The following is a 16068-nucleotide window of genomic DNA, read 5'->3' on the forward strand; positions in this document are numbered from 1 at the left end:
AAAGTCGCGAAGACTTTCGTTCCCTCATGCCACGCCGAAACTCTTGGCGAGTTTCGCTACGAAAAGACTGTTCTGCCTCGGCATCCTGGAAGCCTATTCCACACCCCACGTAGCGAAAGTCGCGAAGGCTTTCGTTCCCTCATGCCCCCCGAAACTCTTGGCGAGTTTCGCTACGAAAAGACCGTCCTGCCTTAGCATCTCGGAAGCCTCTCCTGCGACGTTCTCGTGTAGACTTAATGGGACTCTTCCGAGTTCGTTTCTAATTTGACTCCATTTGTGTACAAGCGAGATTCATGGGCCTGTCACCGCCAGTGCATTTGTCCTGTTTGCTGCGAACCGTAGCAACGCGGGGACGGGGGATCTCGCTGGCATGCGGTGTATTATTGATTTTCGCGTCCTCCACGTTTGGTGATGACGCCGCCGATCGACCATCGGATTCACAAACGATCGATTTGGCAGACTTGCCGCCGCCGCCCGCAGAGATTGCGTCGCTGATCGAAGTTGGCAAAGTGCAATTTGTGTATGGGCCGCGACCGGAATCGATGCAATCGAGACTTTTGCCAGGCGATTCGTCCGCGGCGCTGCGAAAGGGGCGGCGACTTGCGGCAACGACCGAATATCGGATGGGGTATCACTATCGAAGCCGCAATCGGTGGAAGTTCGGTGGCCAAGATCGCAACGCGGAATCTCGCGAAGTGCGAATTACCATGCGTTTTAGTGACGTGCGACTCGAAATCGAGCACACCGTGTGGTTTCGCAAACGGCCTGCGAGCGAGACGTTTTGGACCGATCGGCTCGTGCTTCATGAACTCGATCATGTGCGAATCTCAACCGACCCGCGGCTTGAAAAACGTTTTCGTGACTTGTTGCGATCCAACACCTCAATCACGCGAACCATGAAACGCGGCGAAACGGTCGACGAATCAAGCATCCATCCGGCGGTCGATTCGCATGTGACGGATCTGTTTTCGCGAATTTCGGATCTCGTCGACATTCGTTATCAGGAACTCGATCGGCTCACCGATCATGGGTTGAAGGCGTTTCCCGAGGGATCCTCGCTCGAATCGATCAAGGAATTCTCGTCAAAGCCCTGATTTTTGGCTGTTTTGCCATGCTTGGGCCGCGCGGGCTCGCCAATACGAATGCTTTTATCTTTGGCATTATTGGTCAGGGGGTTCAGATTCGCGGGTGAATCATGGTAAATTCTTCGGCCTGGGAAGCCGACGCGTCGTGCGCTGGCAACCAAAATTACCTATTCGCTTAAGCTAGCATCTGATGTCAGTCGACCAATATGCAACCTGTCCCTGCGGCAGTGGAAAGAAAATCAAGTTTTGCAAATGCAAGGAATCCGTGAGCGAGCTTGATCGCGTGATGAAAATGGTCGAGGGGGGGCAGGTTGTCCCCGCTCTGGATCGTTTGTCGACGATTCTCTCGGAGCATCCCGATGCGGCTTGGGCGTTGGCCATTCGCGGGCGTTTATTGCTCGATTTACGCGAATATGACTCGCTCGCCGAGAACGCGGACCGCTTTATCCGCTTGCAGCCAAGCAACCCACTAGCGTTAACCCAACGTGCTGCGGCTCAGGTTTTCCGTGGCGATGTCAAATCGGCAACCGATTCGATGCTCGAAGCACTGACCGAAAGCGGTCGTGACGTCGACGCGTTTGTCTTGGATGTCTCGTCGGCCGTTGCATTTTTGCTAGGACGCCAAGGCGTTTTCTTGACCGCTCGCGTCTATGCCAGCTTGGCCATGATGGCGCAAGGCTATGAAGGCAGCCAGATGTCTGGAACGTTGCTGCGTCAGCTCAATAGTTCGCCCACGTTAAACCAGCTTGTCAAATCGATCCCGCAACCGATCGAGCGGCCTGCGGATGCCGAGTGGGGCGAACGCTATGACGAAGCCGCCACGCTGCTTCGCAGCAACAAGGTTTTGCTTGCCGAAGCTAAGTTCCAATCGCTGCGTCGCACCTTGCCCGATGAGCCCGCGATCTTGTCCGGCTTGTTGACCTGTGCCATTTGGCGTGGCGATGTCGCCGCACAAAGCGATTTCTTGCAAAAATTGTCGGCTTGTGAATCGCTCGATTTCGAACAACGAGTCCAATACCGTGCCATCTCTTGTCTGGTCAATCCGGACGACAAGGACTTGGCCGCGGAATGTTTCCGTTTGGACGCCGACATCGAAAGTGCCGAGCCCGTGGAAATGGCAATGATCGCCGATTCGCGATTTGCACCGTTGCCTGCGGAAATGCTTGCTCAAATGCGTGAATCCGAGGACGATGTTCCGCCTCGTGCCGGTTTCCAAGTGCTCGATCGCGATCGTCCCGAAATCGCCGAAGGATTGCCACCGATCGATCAAATCCCCGAAGCAATCGCGATGGCGTTCGTCTATGGCAAACAAACCGATCGTTCGGCCCGCGTCGAGGTCCACGACGTCACTTCGTCGGTTCTGGACGAAGTGCGAACTCAAATCCAGAAGGCTGTGGGGGATTCGGTCCAGCTGAATCAGAAGCCAAGCGATCCGCTTCCGTTCTTGGCGGTGGTACAACCGCAAGTCGCCATGGTGCGATTCAAGGCCAGCGCGGTGGAAGCCGACGCGATGCAAGAACAACTGACCAACACAAGAATGCCTTTGGCCATTGCCAACGCAAAATGGGGCATTCTTGGCAACGCATCGTTGGTCGAAACCGCCGACGATGATTCGAAATTGCTCGAGCGAACCGTGGTCGTGCGTGTCGCTGAACAGTACGACGCGATCATCTCCAAAGGCGACGAGGTGCTCGGCGAGGTCTATCGACTCGCCAAAATCCAGCCGCTGCCTCCGTTGGTGATCAGCGACGACGAGATCGAATCGGTTGCCAACACCGATTTGAACCGGATCGATTCGAGCCAACTCAACGAAGAGTCCTGCTTGTACCTGTTGCAGCGAGCACAACAGATCTCATCGACTCCGGCGATTCGTCATTTCGCAAAACGACTGATCGAAGCCGATTTGCCAGAAGATCAAAAGATGGCGAAGTTGTTGGCCTATTCCACCTTGGTCAACGCGTCGGGTAACGCCAAGACGGCGATCGCGACGATTGACGAAGCAAAGGCGTTCGCCGAAGCCAATCAATTGCCGACTGCCAATCTGCTGCTCAGCGAAGTCAGTTTGCGACTGCAAGCGGGTGATGGCGAGGGATTCCAAAAGGCAATCGAAACGTTGACGCAGCGTTACGGCAACGAGCCCGAAGTGATGGCACAGTTGCAGCAGATGCTGATTTCGATGGGGCTGATTCGTCCCGACGGCAGCCCGCGACGTGGTCCTGCCCCAGGCGGCGGTGTTGCTCCCGCAGGTGCAGAACCTGCAACAGGCGGCATTTGGACTCCCGATGGCGGCGGCGCTGCCGCAGCACCTCCGGCGGATCCAGCAGCCGGTGGCGGCAGCAAACTGTGGGTTCCCGGAATGGATTAGATCGTGAAATAGGCTTCCAGCCTGTCGTGGCAGTACGGTCTTTTCGTAGCGAAACTCGTCAAGAGTTTCGCGGGGCATGAGGAAACGAAAGTCTTCGCGACTTTCGCTACGTGGGGTGTGGGATAGGCTTCCAGCCTGTCAAGCTTCCTGTGTGACAGGCTGCCCGCCTGTCACTGCTTTTGACGACAGATCCAAAAGCCTATTGCACTTTCTTTCTGTGTGATCTTACGCCGCTGAACTCCATCGCTGATGAACTCTTCTCGTTTCGAAACCGATGATGACTTGATGCGTCTCGCGCTCGGCTTGGCCGAACAGGGACGCGGATCGGTCGAACCGAATCCGATGGTCGGGTGCGTGATCGTGCGTGACGATCAAGTGATCGGCCAAGGGTACCATCAGCGGTTCGGCGGGCCGCATGCCGAAGTCCACGCACTTCGCGACGCCGGTGACGCTCGCGGCGCGACCGCCTACGTGACGCTCGAACCGTGTTGTCATCATGGCAAGACCCCTCCTTGCTCGGACGCCTTGATCGCTGCCGGAATCAGCCGCGTTGTCGTGGCGATGGCCGATCCGTTTGAACGAGTTGATGGTGGCGGCTTGGCGCAGCTGCAGCGTGCTGGAATCGAAACACGCGTCGGTGTGCTCGAGCAGCAAGCACGCGAACTGAATGCGCCTTATTTGAAACGGTTGAAAACCGGTCGGCCGTTCACGATTGCGAAATGGGCAATGACCGTCGACGGCCGGATTGCGACCAGCACGGGCCAGAGTCAGTGGATCTCAAACGAGGCCTCACGGGCTGATGTTCACGCACTGCGAGGCCGCGTCGATGCGATTGCCGTGGGAATGGGAACCGTCATGGCCGACGATCCGATGTTGACCGCACGGCCGGCCGGAGTTCGCACGGCAACGCGAGTCGTGTTCTGTGCCAACCGCTTGCCCACGACGCGTTCGCGTCTGATACAATCGGCGACCGAAGTGCCGGTGTTGTTGATCGTCTCGCCGCGGATTGGTTCGTCGGACGTTGCCGAGCTCGAGCAGCTTGGTGCAAGCGTTTATCGCTGTACCAGTTCCAATTTGGTGCAGATGATCCATCAAACGCTTGATTTTCTTGGCGGTCAAGGCATGACCAACGTGATGATTGAAGGAGGCGGTAAATTGATGGCGAGTTTTTTAACCGCCGATGCGATTGATCAATACGAAGTGTATATCGGCGCCAAAGTGTTTGGGGGTCACCGTGCGCTCGGCCCCGTCGCAGGCGAAGGGTTTGCCAGCGTTGCCGAGGCGGCTGCACTGCGATTGGTAAGTCTACAGCGTCTCGGAGACAATGATGTCAAACTTGTTTACCGAAACACACCACGTGGTCGATTCGATGCGCCGGATGTATCGCAGTGAAAACGCCGTTTTTTGCCGTAAAAACAAACGATTCTGAAACAATTTTCGAGTTTTGGAAAACTCGTCTTGACCAGAGTAAAAGCTAACCTCTATTCTTCGCCCATCACTGAGTGACACCCAGCGTGTCGCCCAGCGAGAGGCATTAAGGAATCATGACGATTCTGCACTTGGTGACGAATTTATTTGTTGCTGCGGAACACGTCGAAGTTAATTTCACACGGATGTGAACTTGCGTCGGCGACTATGATTTTGCAATGTTGAGTTCGTCCAGTTGATACAAGGATGTATCTACTGAGTCGAACCCCCAATCCACCGGCTCCCGGAACTGAAGCGCGTTGTCCTCCGCCCCCCTAGGATTACGTACTTTCCGGGAGCTTTTTTTATGCGCCGACCGAACTCAAGTTGGCAGGGGCAAATGGTTGCGTAAGGACGCTGATTGTTTGAATCAATCGGTTGAGTCAGAGGCGATCCAATGATCGATTGCCAATCGGTTCGAAGGAAATGCCATCTGGTCAAACAGGGGCGAGTCCTTGTCGACATAACGGAACTCGGTCAGTTCCGAAGCCTGCAGCGCAATCTCTGCGGCGTTACTGACATTGCACACAAAGAACATGTCGATCACCGCGACAATGATTCGCCCATAGTGATAGTTGTTTGGGTGCGACATCAAAAAATCGTATGTCGAGATTCTTAACCGCGTCTCTTCGAACACCTCTCGGGCCAGCGCCTGTTCGATGGTTTCACCACGGTCAACAAACCCGCCCGGCAGCCCCCATTTGCCCCGCTCGGGGTCGCGAGCGCGTCGCACCAACAACAACTGGTTTTGTTCGTTGGTGACCAAGGCGCCGACCGCACCGCAAGGGCCAAAGAAGTTTGCAAACCCACACGCCTCGCAGCGAAACGGAATGCTGCCGGGGTTGGCATTAGGGGTACCGCAGTGAGGGCAAAAGCGATGGGCAAGCTCGATGGCGACTTCGGTCATTCGGTTTGACTTTGCAAAGTTGGATGGGCGTGACAGCGAACGGCTTTATTCCGAGTCGCTCTCGGTCACCGGCAGATCGAACGTGCTACCGGCATACTGAGCCGCTCGTAGGATACCGCAACTATCGAACGATTTGCTGAGATGCTGCAGCGCGTCAAGCGATTCGATCGCGCCAAGCCCAAGCGATTCCGCCACCTCGGTTCCAAGTTTGCTGTGCAGTAGCACTCGATATTCACTGCGAACGCGATCGATCGCATCGGCAATCGCGATCGAATCGTCCCAAATCGTAAAGCCGTCTTCGGATTTGCCCAGCAGCGATTGGTCGCCGAGCTCCTCTGCACTGTCCTGCGGATCATCGTGCTCGAGTTCATCGAGTTCTCGATCGCTGCTGAGCCGCAACACAAGTCGATCGCTCGGCGAATCATCAATCTGGCTCCACAACACGATCGTGCCACCGGGCTCGGTATGGGTTGCCGCCGCCGTGACCGCACGAGCCAAATTGGCCCACGAGTTCTGTTGTTTTGTCCCTTCGAGCGTCGCGATCACCAATGAAGCCGATGGCGGAAAATCATCGTCGTTGTGGCGAGGCCGTTCGAACCAACGGCGGGTCGCTTCGGGAGTGCCTGCAAAGACGCCTCCGACGTCGCCATCGGGATTGACCGCCACCGCCACCATCACTTGAACCCCTAACATCCAGCCGACGTGAGACTCATTTGATGTCTTTTTCTTCGTTGCCGGTTGCAGCAGTGATTTTTGATGTCGCATCCGTGTGTTCGAATCGGCCAGCATCGGGTAGACGCCACTGAGCTCGTTGTCGCCCACCGCGTCACCAGGCCGTGCCGCCAAGATGGGCAGAACGAGATCGGCATCGGCGAGAAAACGGTTCAAGTAGATCGGGTCCGCGTCGACGTCAGCACCAAGGTAACGCAGGAGGTCTCGTTTCTGAGAGTCATGCCGAATCACATGGGCGATCGTCTCGAATTCGCTTTCGAGTTGCTTTTGGATTTCGTCACTGGTTTCATCCCACAGCACGATGTCGATCGTTTCGGCATCCGCCTGTTCGAGCTCTAGCAGCACGCCACGAATGACATTGCACAAATCGGGCACGTTGGGATCCACTGCCAACGCGATTTGGTCTCCTGGTGCAATTGCCGCCGTCAATGGTGGGAAATCGGTCGGAGCACGAAGCGCGTTGCGAGTCGCGTTGGCGACATCACCCACTCGCTGGTGAAAGCCTGTCTCGTATTGCCAAATTTCACTGGCAGCGATTTTGTCGGCGACCTGAGCGGCGTTGGTAGATGGATTCAATGCAGCGTTCTCTGCCTGCGGGGGGAGTGCGATGGGCAAACGGATCGTTGCCTCGAAAAAAAATCAGCAACGACGAAGTGGCCGGGTGCTGAGCTTGTATTCTCTTGAAAACCGCCTCGCTCGCCAGCACCCAATAACAGCAAGGGAAAAAAGTCGACCGCTTGGTAAGCACCAAGCGGCTAGGCCCGACTGGGCAACGTTGAAAGGTTTACAGCCGGCAACTTACGGGATTTGCATACTGTAACTACGCTCGCCAAAGCGTGGATAAGCATAAAGTGTTGCCGTCCAATGCGATTTACCTGCTGCTAGCGAAGGCGGCTACCAGAAATGCTTCACAAGCCCCTTCAATAGGGGCGATAGCATTGGCCGCGGGGCGTCGTGCACCGGTTGTCGTTACCCGGCAATCGTGCTGCAGAGATCAGGCTGCAAGAAATGTCGGATGTCGGTCAGACCGCTGGAAAAGCGTGTCCAGCTCACGAAACCCATCGCCACGCCCGCCCAAGACGGCAACGGTGAACGCCTCATTCGCGTCAATCCCCCCGGTCGGAACTTGACTTTCGTTTCGAAGTGCTAAAAGATATGCATGTGCTAAACGTTTAGCACTTGGTTGGGCGATTCATTGTCGAGGATCCTGGTTGTGGCAAAACGAGCGAAAACCCCTTTGGAATTAGGGAAACGCGAGCGGCAGGTTTATGAAACCGTGGTCCGGCTCGATGAAGCCTCGGTGGCGGAAGTTCAGTCCAATTTGGATAGTCCGCCGAGCTATTCGGCAGTACGCGCGACGCTAGGGTTCCTGGTTGATAAGGGCTGGTTGAAGCATCGTCGGGATGGCCAACGCTACTTGTATCGAGCGGCCGCGAGTCGCGAAAAGACTCAGCGCAATGCTGCGCGACGACTGCTCGATAATTTCTTTGGCGGAAGCCCCGCCGCCGCAGTGGCCGCACTGCTTGATGCCGCTGATCTGGAGTTAAGTGACGAACAGCGTCGCGAAATGATCGAACGGATCCAGCAAGCTCGCAAGGAGAACCGATGATGTTTGAAAACCTTCAACAGGATGTCGGTGTCGAGGGATCGATCACGATGCTGGCTACGATCACGATGCTGGCTACGATCGCGGTTGGCAGCGTCGTGTTACTAGGGATCTCGCTGCTGATTCATTCCCGCATGCACCGCCAATCCGCTGCGTTAAGGTTCATCGTGCTGCAAAGCGGAGTGATCGCGACGTTGTTGCTTCCGCTGACACTGCTTTTGCCTGGTTATCCACTTGGATTTTTGAAGGCAACATCAAACCCCACTGTGACTCGGGCGTCGGTCGTGCCGTCGCCAGACGAGTCAGCAAAGGTCTCGTGGTCGGCGGCAGCTTCGCAATCTTCAGCAGTTCATTCGCCGCCGTTTAGTGAGTTGCACTCGCTCAAGCGTTCGCCTGAGCCAACAGCGATCATTGACGACGCTAATGTCCATGCGGGTGATGCGGTGCGTCCAGCATTTAGTCGCGAACCCTGGTTCACGTTTGAAAGCCTTGTTTCGGCGATTCTTGTCACCTGGCTAATCGGTTCATTGTTTCTTGCAGCACGCTTGCTCTTTCACTCCGCTGGGCTGCATTCCCTACGGGGGCGTGTCAACTCGAGTCAATCCGCTAACGCATTTCCCCCACAAATGCTGAAGGAAGCTGCAACCCAAATCGGTTTTTGCAACGTTGATCGCGTTCGTTTGGCGGTAACCGATGAAATTTCGATTCCTGTTACGATGGGCGTATTTTGGCCACTGATTCTGTTGCCGGTCGATGCAATTCATTGGTCATCAAAGACACTTCGAATGGTGCTTTCGCACGAACTTGCTCACGTTGCTCGGCGAGACTTGATATGGCATTGGACCTGCGAGCTTGCCAAGGTTGTCTATTGGTTCAATCCGTTACTTTGGATTGTCGCTCGGTACGCGGTGACGGAACGTGAACAGGCCTGTGACGATCGTGTGCTCTGCAGCGGCGAACGGCCCAGTGACTATGCAACGGTGCTACTGCAGATTGCAGTTGCGATCGGAAAACAACGCAACCGAGTCGGTACCGCGGTGTCGATCAGCGATCCGCCGCTAAAAACACGTTTGCAGCGTGTGCTCGAGACAGATGTCGATCGCCAGACGGCGACGTGGAGAAGTCGGATGGCCATTCTGCTGATGATGGCGGGGATGCTGTTCGTGTGCGGCTTCGTTCGTCCATTCCAAGTTGCACAGGCGGTAGATCAAACTGCAGTACCCAGCATGACGGAAAAGGGAGCCATGAAACCAGTGAAAGTCAAACCGTTGCCATTGCCGGAAACCATCATCGGCAAGGTCGTGGACGAAGCGGGGGATCCCGTTGCCGGAGCCAGCGTGTCGGTGAACTTTTTCGCCCAGCCAAGAGTGATCATGCAATTGGCGAATCGAAAACCACAACGTCAGTGGACGGCGGTTTCTGATGAACGCGGTGAATACGTGATTGAAACCAAGGGGATGTCTGCGATCCCCAAGGCTACGTTCGAGGTGCGAGTCGAGGCCCGTGGTTTTGCGATGAAAATCCTTTGGAATGCGTTGTCAGGTGCCCAGGCAAGCGAAGGGAAGCCGTTTCGCAAAGCCGAGCTCAATTCAGGGCGACTCATTTCGGGACATGTCATCGACCCTGATGGAAAGCCGGTAACCCAAGCGATGGTGCGTGCGTCAGCCAAACTTGGCGAACTCGATTTTCGGGCCATGCCAGATCGGTTGCTTCGAAGCGATCACGGCAAATTCCGTTTGTGGGTTCCAAAGGATCACGCATGCATGGTTGTCTTTACCACAGCACAATTCACGCCGGTGCAAGCCGAAGTCGACCTTGCGGAGACTGATTTTGGCACCTTGCAAATGGACGCTGGCACGATTGCCAAAGGTCAATTGGTCAGCCAGGCGAACGATCCGCTAGCCGGGGTCGTCGTTGCAATGGAAACGGTCTTGCAACAGCCGGCACCGCAACCGGCACTGCATACACGCGATGTGACAATCACGGACCACGAGGGACGATTTGCCTTTCCACCGAGAACCGGCAAGGCAACCGTCTATGTTGCTGTCGAGGCGTCAAGCAACCTGTTTGGCGAAGCCGAAACGTTCACGACGAAAACAGCGTTACCCGTTGTTGCGCCTCGCTACGTCAAGTTGGAAAAGCAAGGCTCTGTGTCAATCCAATTGCAGGCGACCGAGGTTGTGCGAGTGTCGGGAACCGCTCGCTGGCGAAACGGAAAACCGGTGATCGGAGCTCAAGTGGTCGCTCAATGCGTCTCTCCGAATGGCTTGTCGAGCATTTATTTGGACGAAACGGTGACCGATTCCACCGGACGCTACGAACTGCGTTTTCCGGCAAAAGTAGTCCAGCCGACGGTGATGTGCTTTGGTGCCGAAGACGAATCGGGAAGCTTTCAAATTGCCCACCCCGAGAACGATTTAACCGCACAGCAAAAGATGTCTCAGCACCTTGTCTTTGCACGGCTAGATGATGATGTCGAAAACGCCGATTGGATTGTGGGCGAAAAAGAGGAATCAAATCAAGCGGTTCCTCACGCCGGCAATGAACTCGCCGATCCTGGACTGGCTGAACTTGCCAAGCGGTACAGCGACGCGCAAAAGGCTTTCACGGAAGCAATGCAGAACGCGGAAAATGAAGATGAGCGAAGGAAGGTGTTCGAGACACTTGAACCCGCAAACTTGTTCGCAGAGGATTGGTTGAAGTTCGAAGAGAAACACCGTGGAACGCTTTCGGGAATCGCCGCGATCCAAGCGATTGTCAGTAAGTCATCAGGGGCTGCGGATGATCAGTCGCCCATTGCGCAAGCCCGCTCGGTCGTGGTCCAGCGGATGATCGATCACTATCTCGAACATCCGCATGTCGATGCGTGTATCGAAAATTTTGCTGGCGGCCCTCAGGTCGCTCGTGTGGATGAACTTTTGCAACTTATTGCCACTCACAGTCCGTTTGCGTACGTTCGCGCCGCCGCGATTTGGCAGCAGGCCAAATTGCATGCGATGCGTCTGGATGAGTACAGCATGATTTCGTACGGCGAGTATCTGCTAGAAACGCAAGGCGATCAGTTTCCGCTGTCTATGAAGGAAACGTTACGCAAGAAACTTGATCGCTTGAAGCATTTGGATCTCGAAGCGACTCGGAACGAGGCAATCCGATTGTTGGACACTCTGAAGCGTGATTACGCGACTGTACGACATCCGTACCGAGTCATTAGTTCGCATGGAATCGGTTTTGTCAGCATCGACTTGGACAAGAAAGACGCCAACTACCCGCCGTACGGCGAACAAGCGGAGGCCGCTCTGTTCAAAATCCGACACCTAGCGGTGGGACAACCGGTGCCCGAGCTCGAAGGACAATCTCCGAGCGGCGAAACGCTCCGCTTGTCCGATCATCGCGGCAAGGTTGTGGTGCTGCTCTTTTCCGCAGATTGGTGCGGGCCATGTAAAGCTGTCTATCCCGATTTGCGTCAACTCATAACGGAGTGTGACGAGGATCGATTTGCGGTCTTAAGTGTGATGGCAGATCAGCGGCCCCGTACGGTAATCGAATCGATCGAAGGGGGCGAAATGACTTGGCCGGCGATTTGGGATGGACACAGCGGCCCAATTGCCACCCAGTGGCATGTCACGAGTTTGCCGAGCATTTTCCTGATCGATGAAGAAGGGACGATCCAGGCAAAGGATTTGCGAGGCGAATTTTTGAAACGAACGGTCAAGCGATTGATGGCGGATTGACGTAGCTTGCCACCACCGCGGCTGCATAAAACGAGTCGGGATATAGGGAAGCGTGAACCAGCAAACACACATCAAAACCACAAAGTTGCTGATCGCATTTCTGTTTGGTAGCAAACAAGTTGCTGGCACAACGCTGATTCGATCTCAGCCGCGATCGCGGTCGACTCGCGTCCCAGCAGCAGGCAGCGGAAGAAAGCCGCAGTTGGGCCGAGTGAATGCTGCCCCCCATGTCGATTTGGTCAATCCAGCTGCGATTGTGATCAACCGGTCGGTTTTCGTAGTCTAGACAGATCGGTCTTGCCGGATCGACCGTTTCCGTGCTCGCGGTTGTTTGCCACATCCCTGCTTTGAAAAAAATGGAGGATCCCCATGAAGCGAATTCTTCTTGGCCTGTCGCTTCTTGGCGGATCACTGTTTGCCAGTTTGATCGCCGGATGTGACTCCGCAGACGATGTGGCGATCCCATCCGCGGCCGAAAACGCCGCGACCGATGGGGTTCGCACCGTTGCGTTCCGCGAAATGACGCCGCGAGACTATTTGCAAGCTATTTTTTCTCGCTATCACGCCGCTGGCTCCTACCGCGACGAAGGACTGGTGCGGCTGACAATGCCGCCGACCGATACCACTCGAGCGGAAACCAAGGTCGCTCCGCTGAGCGTTTGGACAAATCACGATACGGTTTATTTGCAAGCATATGACACCCGGCTGTGGTCCGATTCCGAAGGGTTAACGGCGTGGATTGTGGACCCGTCGACTCGAAATTTTGATTCGCAAGTGTTGCGAGCCGCTCCGATCGGTCGTCGTCCTGAATTGAAACAACTGTTGATCGATCCGATTTTGGTGGAACAAGTCGCTGCTGGATTGGCGGGGCCGCCACCTCAATTGGAATGGTTGTTTGCCGAAGAGCCGATGAAGCAATTGTTTCACCAAGAGCACAAGTTTACGTTTGGCCAACAACAGACAATCGAGCAAACGCAATGTCAGGAGATCCAGGTCCAAGCGGGATCGCAGCGGTATGGTTTTTGGGTCGACATCCACAGCGGATTGATCCGGCAAGTCGATTTGCCGTCGATCCCGGTGTCGGCCACGGCGGATCCGGCGGCACCAATGATTCGGTTGACGCTGGAACTGCGTGGAGCCACGTTTGATAGGCCGACCTCGACACCGAAAGCCGATTCGTTGCCTGAAAACCCAAAATTTGTCGGCCACTTTGTGCCGCTGCCTCCATCGCCGCCTCCTGCGATCCTGGGAACCCGGATCGATCGCGTGGGCTTGACCACGTCGGATCGGAAACCGTTTCGATTGTTAGCGAACCGCTCTGAAGCGAAATCTGCCGTGACCGCAATGGTCTGTTTTGCCGATGATGTGAATGCGGTGAATTCCGCCGCGGTGCTGCAGCAGTGGAGCGAGCAGTTGCCAGCGTCCTTGGCGGACCAGATTCGCGTGGTGCTATTGCTGCATGACGCAGTCTCGCTACGTGACGAAGTCAAACAGTTGCTGCGAGAATCGATCACGCTGCCGTTGGTCTGGGATGCCAAAAACGAATTAGCTAGCACGCTTGCGATGACACCGGGAACCTTGTTGCTTGTCGATTCCTCGGCACGGATCGTGTGGATCCAACCGATGGTGACGCCGCAATCGCTTCCTGCACTCGGGGCGATCGTCAGCGATATCGTCAGCGGGGTGGATATTCCCGAGCGGATGAGCGAGCAACTCGAACGCGACCAAGCGGCGTATCGCCGCGTTTTACGCGACGAATACAGTGATTTGGTGGACAAGGGGCTGGTTCGAACCGCAGCGAAATGACCTTGCTTTGAAACGCCGTCTGTCACGACAATCATCAGCCCCGCAGCCTCCTTGATTCTGGTGATTTTGAAATGCAATCCGGTGACCCGAACGATTTACCCAATCCTTTTGCACTGCATCTCAATGGATCCGTCAAACGGTCGACCAAATCGGGTTCCGGCGGCCACGCCTTCAAAGCCTCGCTAAAATTCTTTTTGATTGTTGCCGTCCTGTTTGGTGCGACGTTGGCGGTAGGGCGATACAGCAAACAGTGGATCGTCTCGCATTTGATGCGTGGTTTCGAAGATCTTGGCGTCGCCGAAAAACAGCAGCGGTTGGTTCAAATTTCCGAACTCGGTTCGCCTGCGATCGGTTTGATGGTCCGTTCGTTGAATGACGAATCATCCGAAGTCGCTCGGACCGCCTACGAACTGCTTCGTGAGTCACAGAACGCGTGGACTTCGCTTGAATGGGACACGGCTCGCCAGCATCATCGTGCGATGGTCACATCGATGGATTCAATCGCGGCATCACTTCCCGATGATCGCACCGGTTGGACCACGGGGCTACTGCAACAAACGATCATGGAATCGGTTCAGAAAGACGACAACGAATCGAAAACGCTTTACAACATGGCCACCACCACGTTGTCAAAAATGTCGCTGACCAAAGACGCGGTGCCAGGCGTGATCGACAACGATCCACTGGTCCCTGGACAACCTGTTCGCTTGGCGGTTCGCACCAAACCGTTGCCTGTGGCTGCCGCCGATGCGCTGGACACTTGGACCGATTGGCCGCTCGCCAAACCAGCCATCATTTCATCGGGCGGTTCGGAGCAACCGAATACCGGAAATGCGTCCGCCAATTCGGCCAGTGCTTCGGCCACTGATTCAAATTCCGGCGACGGTGAACCCTCGGCATCGGTTTATCGCTCGTCGGCTACCCTGCTGAAGCCTGTCTCGCCGAACGAGGCCATCGACTTGAGTGACGTCCACGATGATGCCGCGTCGACGCAGTCGATTGCATCATCGTCGTCGGTGGGCAGTTCTGCTGCCAGCGTTTCCACAGCCGACAGCCGACCGTCAGCGGCGACAACCGAAGTGATGCCGACGAGTTACTTAACGCAGTCACCGCTGGAAACGTACGCGACCGAGTCGGTCATCTATTGGTTGGCCAGCGACGAGGCGGTGCTGCATGAGCGGGCAAAGAGCGAATTGATTCGTCGCGGTTTTTCACAACATCAACTTCAAATTGCAACACATATCGTCTCAACCGATGTCGGGTCGCGGCTGGAGTTGGTGGATACGATTTCGCGATCCACGATTGACGACCCGCGGCCTTGGTTGACGATGCTCCTAAATGACGACAATCGTGAGGTGCGGCTGCGAACGATTTCGGTGATCGCCACAATGAAGGATCCCGCGATGAATCAGAAACTGCGATCACGGTTGGCTGACGAGCGTGACCCGATCGTCACCTCCAAGATTCGCAGTGCATTGCAGCTTCGCTAACACGGCATAGGGCATTCACGAACGGTTCGCGGGAGGGTTGTGTGATCGCGACTCGCAGAAAAAGAAGACACGAGGGGTTCGTGCGTGTAGACTGGTAGACCGAAAAACGGTACTTCCTCGTACGAGTCGCTTTCTCATGCTGCTGTTCTCTCGTGATTCTGTTCTCCTCGCGGTCGGGGTGGCTCTCGCCAGTCTGTTCTTTGCCAACGCCGGCTTGGCGCAAACCGCCGAGATGCGGCGGGCGATGAAACAGCAACAAGAATTTCAAAAGCGTTTACAGCAGCAACGCAAAGAGGCGGCCGAAAACTCGCCCACCCTGCCCACCGATCCCCAATTGATGGGGCTGCACAAAGAGTTCATTACCAAGGCCGAGAAGTTAGCGGCCGACTATGAAAAGAAAAAACAGACCGCCGAAGCCCGTCAGGTTTACGAAGCGATTGTGCGGTTGGTCCCCAAGTACAAACCTGCCGAAGAGGGACTTAGCCGAATGATTGCGGCTCAATCGGTGCAAGATCGCAAGGTGGCCGAAGTGTATGCCAATCGCGGTTGGCAAGACTCTGGAGTCACGCTGATTCAGGGGATGCCGGTTCACATGGAAGTCAACGGCGGATGGAAGGTGGTGGTTGAAACCGATGCCAATGGCGTGGTGATTCCCAACGAGATCAAACCCAAAAGCAGCGACATTAAACTTGGGACATTGATTGGCGTGATCGCGACGTCACCATCCGAATTGGAGTCCGAGAAACCCTTTGCGGTCGTCAAGCAACTCGATTTCATCAACAAAAAAACAGGCCGTTTGTTCTTGAAGATGTTTGATATCGACCCCAGTGATAACGAAGGGAAGATTCAGGTGTTGATTCAGAGCACCTTCCCGTAATT

11 protein-coding genes are annotated in these 16068 nt (G+C 55.4%); 8 read left to right on the top strand and 3 right to left on the bottom strand.

What is annotated here, in order from left to right:
- Positions 1 to 293 precede the first annotated feature (293 nt).
- From ABEA92_RS28015 to ribD, 3 genes are all read left to right on the top strand, one after another.
- A complete protein-coding gene (locus ABEA92_RS28015; protein WP_345688586.1) occupies positions 294 to 1094 on the top strand; it encodes a hypothetical protein in 801 nt (266 codons plus the stop codon).
- Between the two features lie 256 nt (positions 1095 to 1350).
- The gene (locus ABEA92_RS28020; RefSeq protein ID WP_345688588.1) at positions 1351 to 3450 is read left to right on the top strand and encodes a tetratricopeptide repeat protein; all 2100 of its coding nucleotides are present in this window, start codon (positions 1351 to 1353) and stop codon (positions 3448 to 3450) included.
- A 249-nt stretch (positions 3451 to 3699) separates the two neighbouring features.
- Positions 3700 to 4842 (top strand): bifunctional diaminohydroxyphosphoribosylaminopyrimidine deaminase/5-amino-6-(5-phosphoribosylamino)uracil reductase RibD, encoded by a 1143-nt coding sequence (gene ribD / locus ABEA92_RS28025; RefSeq protein ID WP_345688590.1) that lies wholly within the window; start codon positions 3700 to 3702, stop codon positions 4840 to 4842.
- Positions 4843 to 5287: 445 nt separating this feature from the next.
- Here the strand turns inward: ribD and ABEA92_RS28030 are convergent, their stop codons facing one another.
- Positions 5288 to 5824, bottom strand: a complete 537-nt coding sequence (locus ABEA92_RS28030) for an NUDIX hydrolase (RefSeq protein WP_345688592.1) — start codon at positions 5822 to 5824, stop codon at positions 5288 to 5290.
- Positions 5825 to 5869: 45 nt separating this feature from the next.
- The gene (locus ABEA92_RS28035; protein WP_345688594.1) at positions 5870 to 7132 is read right to left on the bottom strand and encodes a lactate racemase domain-containing protein; all 1263 of its coding nucleotides are present in this window, start codon (positions 7130 to 7132) and stop codon (positions 5870 to 5872) included.
- Between the two features lie 637 nt (positions 7133 to 7769).
- Between ABEA92_RS28035 and ABEA92_RS28040 the strand changes: the two genes are divergently transcribed.
- Both ABEA92_RS28040 and ABEA92_RS28045 read left to right on the top strand, forming a co-directional pair.
- Complete coding sequence (locus ABEA92_RS28040; RefSeq protein WP_345688596.1) at positions 7770 to 8165, top strand: BlaI/MecI/CopY family transcriptional regulator; 396 nt, start codon at positions 7770 to 7772, stop codon at positions 8163 to 8165.
- The gene (locus ABEA92_RS28045; protein ID WP_345688597.1) at positions 8162 to 11893 is read left to right on the top strand and encodes a M56 family metallopeptidase; all 3732 of its coding nucleotides are present in this window, start codon (positions 8162 to 8164) and stop codon (positions 11891 to 11893) included. Before ABEA92_RS28040 ends, ABEA92_RS28045 begins: the two co-directional genes overlap by 4 nt.
- On the opposite strand, the gene ABEA92_RS28050 is transcribed toward ABEA92_RS28045, so the two are convergent.
- Positions 11871 to 12233, bottom strand: coding sequence for a hypothetical protein (locus tag ABEA92_RS28050; RefSeq protein ID WP_345688603.1), 363 nt, complete (start codon positions 12231 to 12233; stop codon positions 11871 to 11873). The two genes, ABEA92_RS28045 and ABEA92_RS28050, sit on opposite strands and share 23 nt — an antisense overlap.
- A 29-nt stretch (positions 12234 to 12262) precedes the next feature.
- On the opposite strand from ABEA92_RS28050, the gene ABEA92_RS28055 reads away from it, so the two are divergent.
- From ABEA92_RS28055 to ABEA92_RS28065, 3 genes are all read left to right on the top strand, one after another.
- Complete coding sequence (locus ABEA92_RS28055) at positions 12263 to 13699, top strand: hypothetical protein (RefSeq protein WP_345688605.1); 1437 nt, start codon at positions 12263 to 12265, stop codon at positions 13697 to 13699.
- A 71-nt stretch (positions 13700 to 13770) separates the two neighbouring features.
- Positions 13771 to 15189 carry a HEAT repeat domain-containing protein gene (locus ABEA92_RS28060; protein WP_345688607.1) on the top strand — a complete coding sequence of 473 codons (1419 nt, stop codon included), beginning with the start codon at positions 13771 to 13773 and terminating at the stop codon, positions 15187 to 15189.
- A gap of 136 nt (positions 15190 to 15325) precedes the next feature.
- Complete coding sequence (locus tag ABEA92_RS28065) at positions 15326 to 16066, top strand: hypothetical protein (protein ID WP_345688609.1); 741 nt, start codon at positions 15326 to 15328, stop codon at positions 16064 to 16066.
- Positions 16067 to 16068: the final 2 nt, after the last annotated feature.

It is taken from the genome of Novipirellula caenicola, assembly GCF_039545035.1.
GTDB classification, from domain to species: Bacteria; Planctomycetota; Planctomycetia; order Pirellulales; family Pirellulaceae; genus Novipirellula; species Novipirellula caenicola.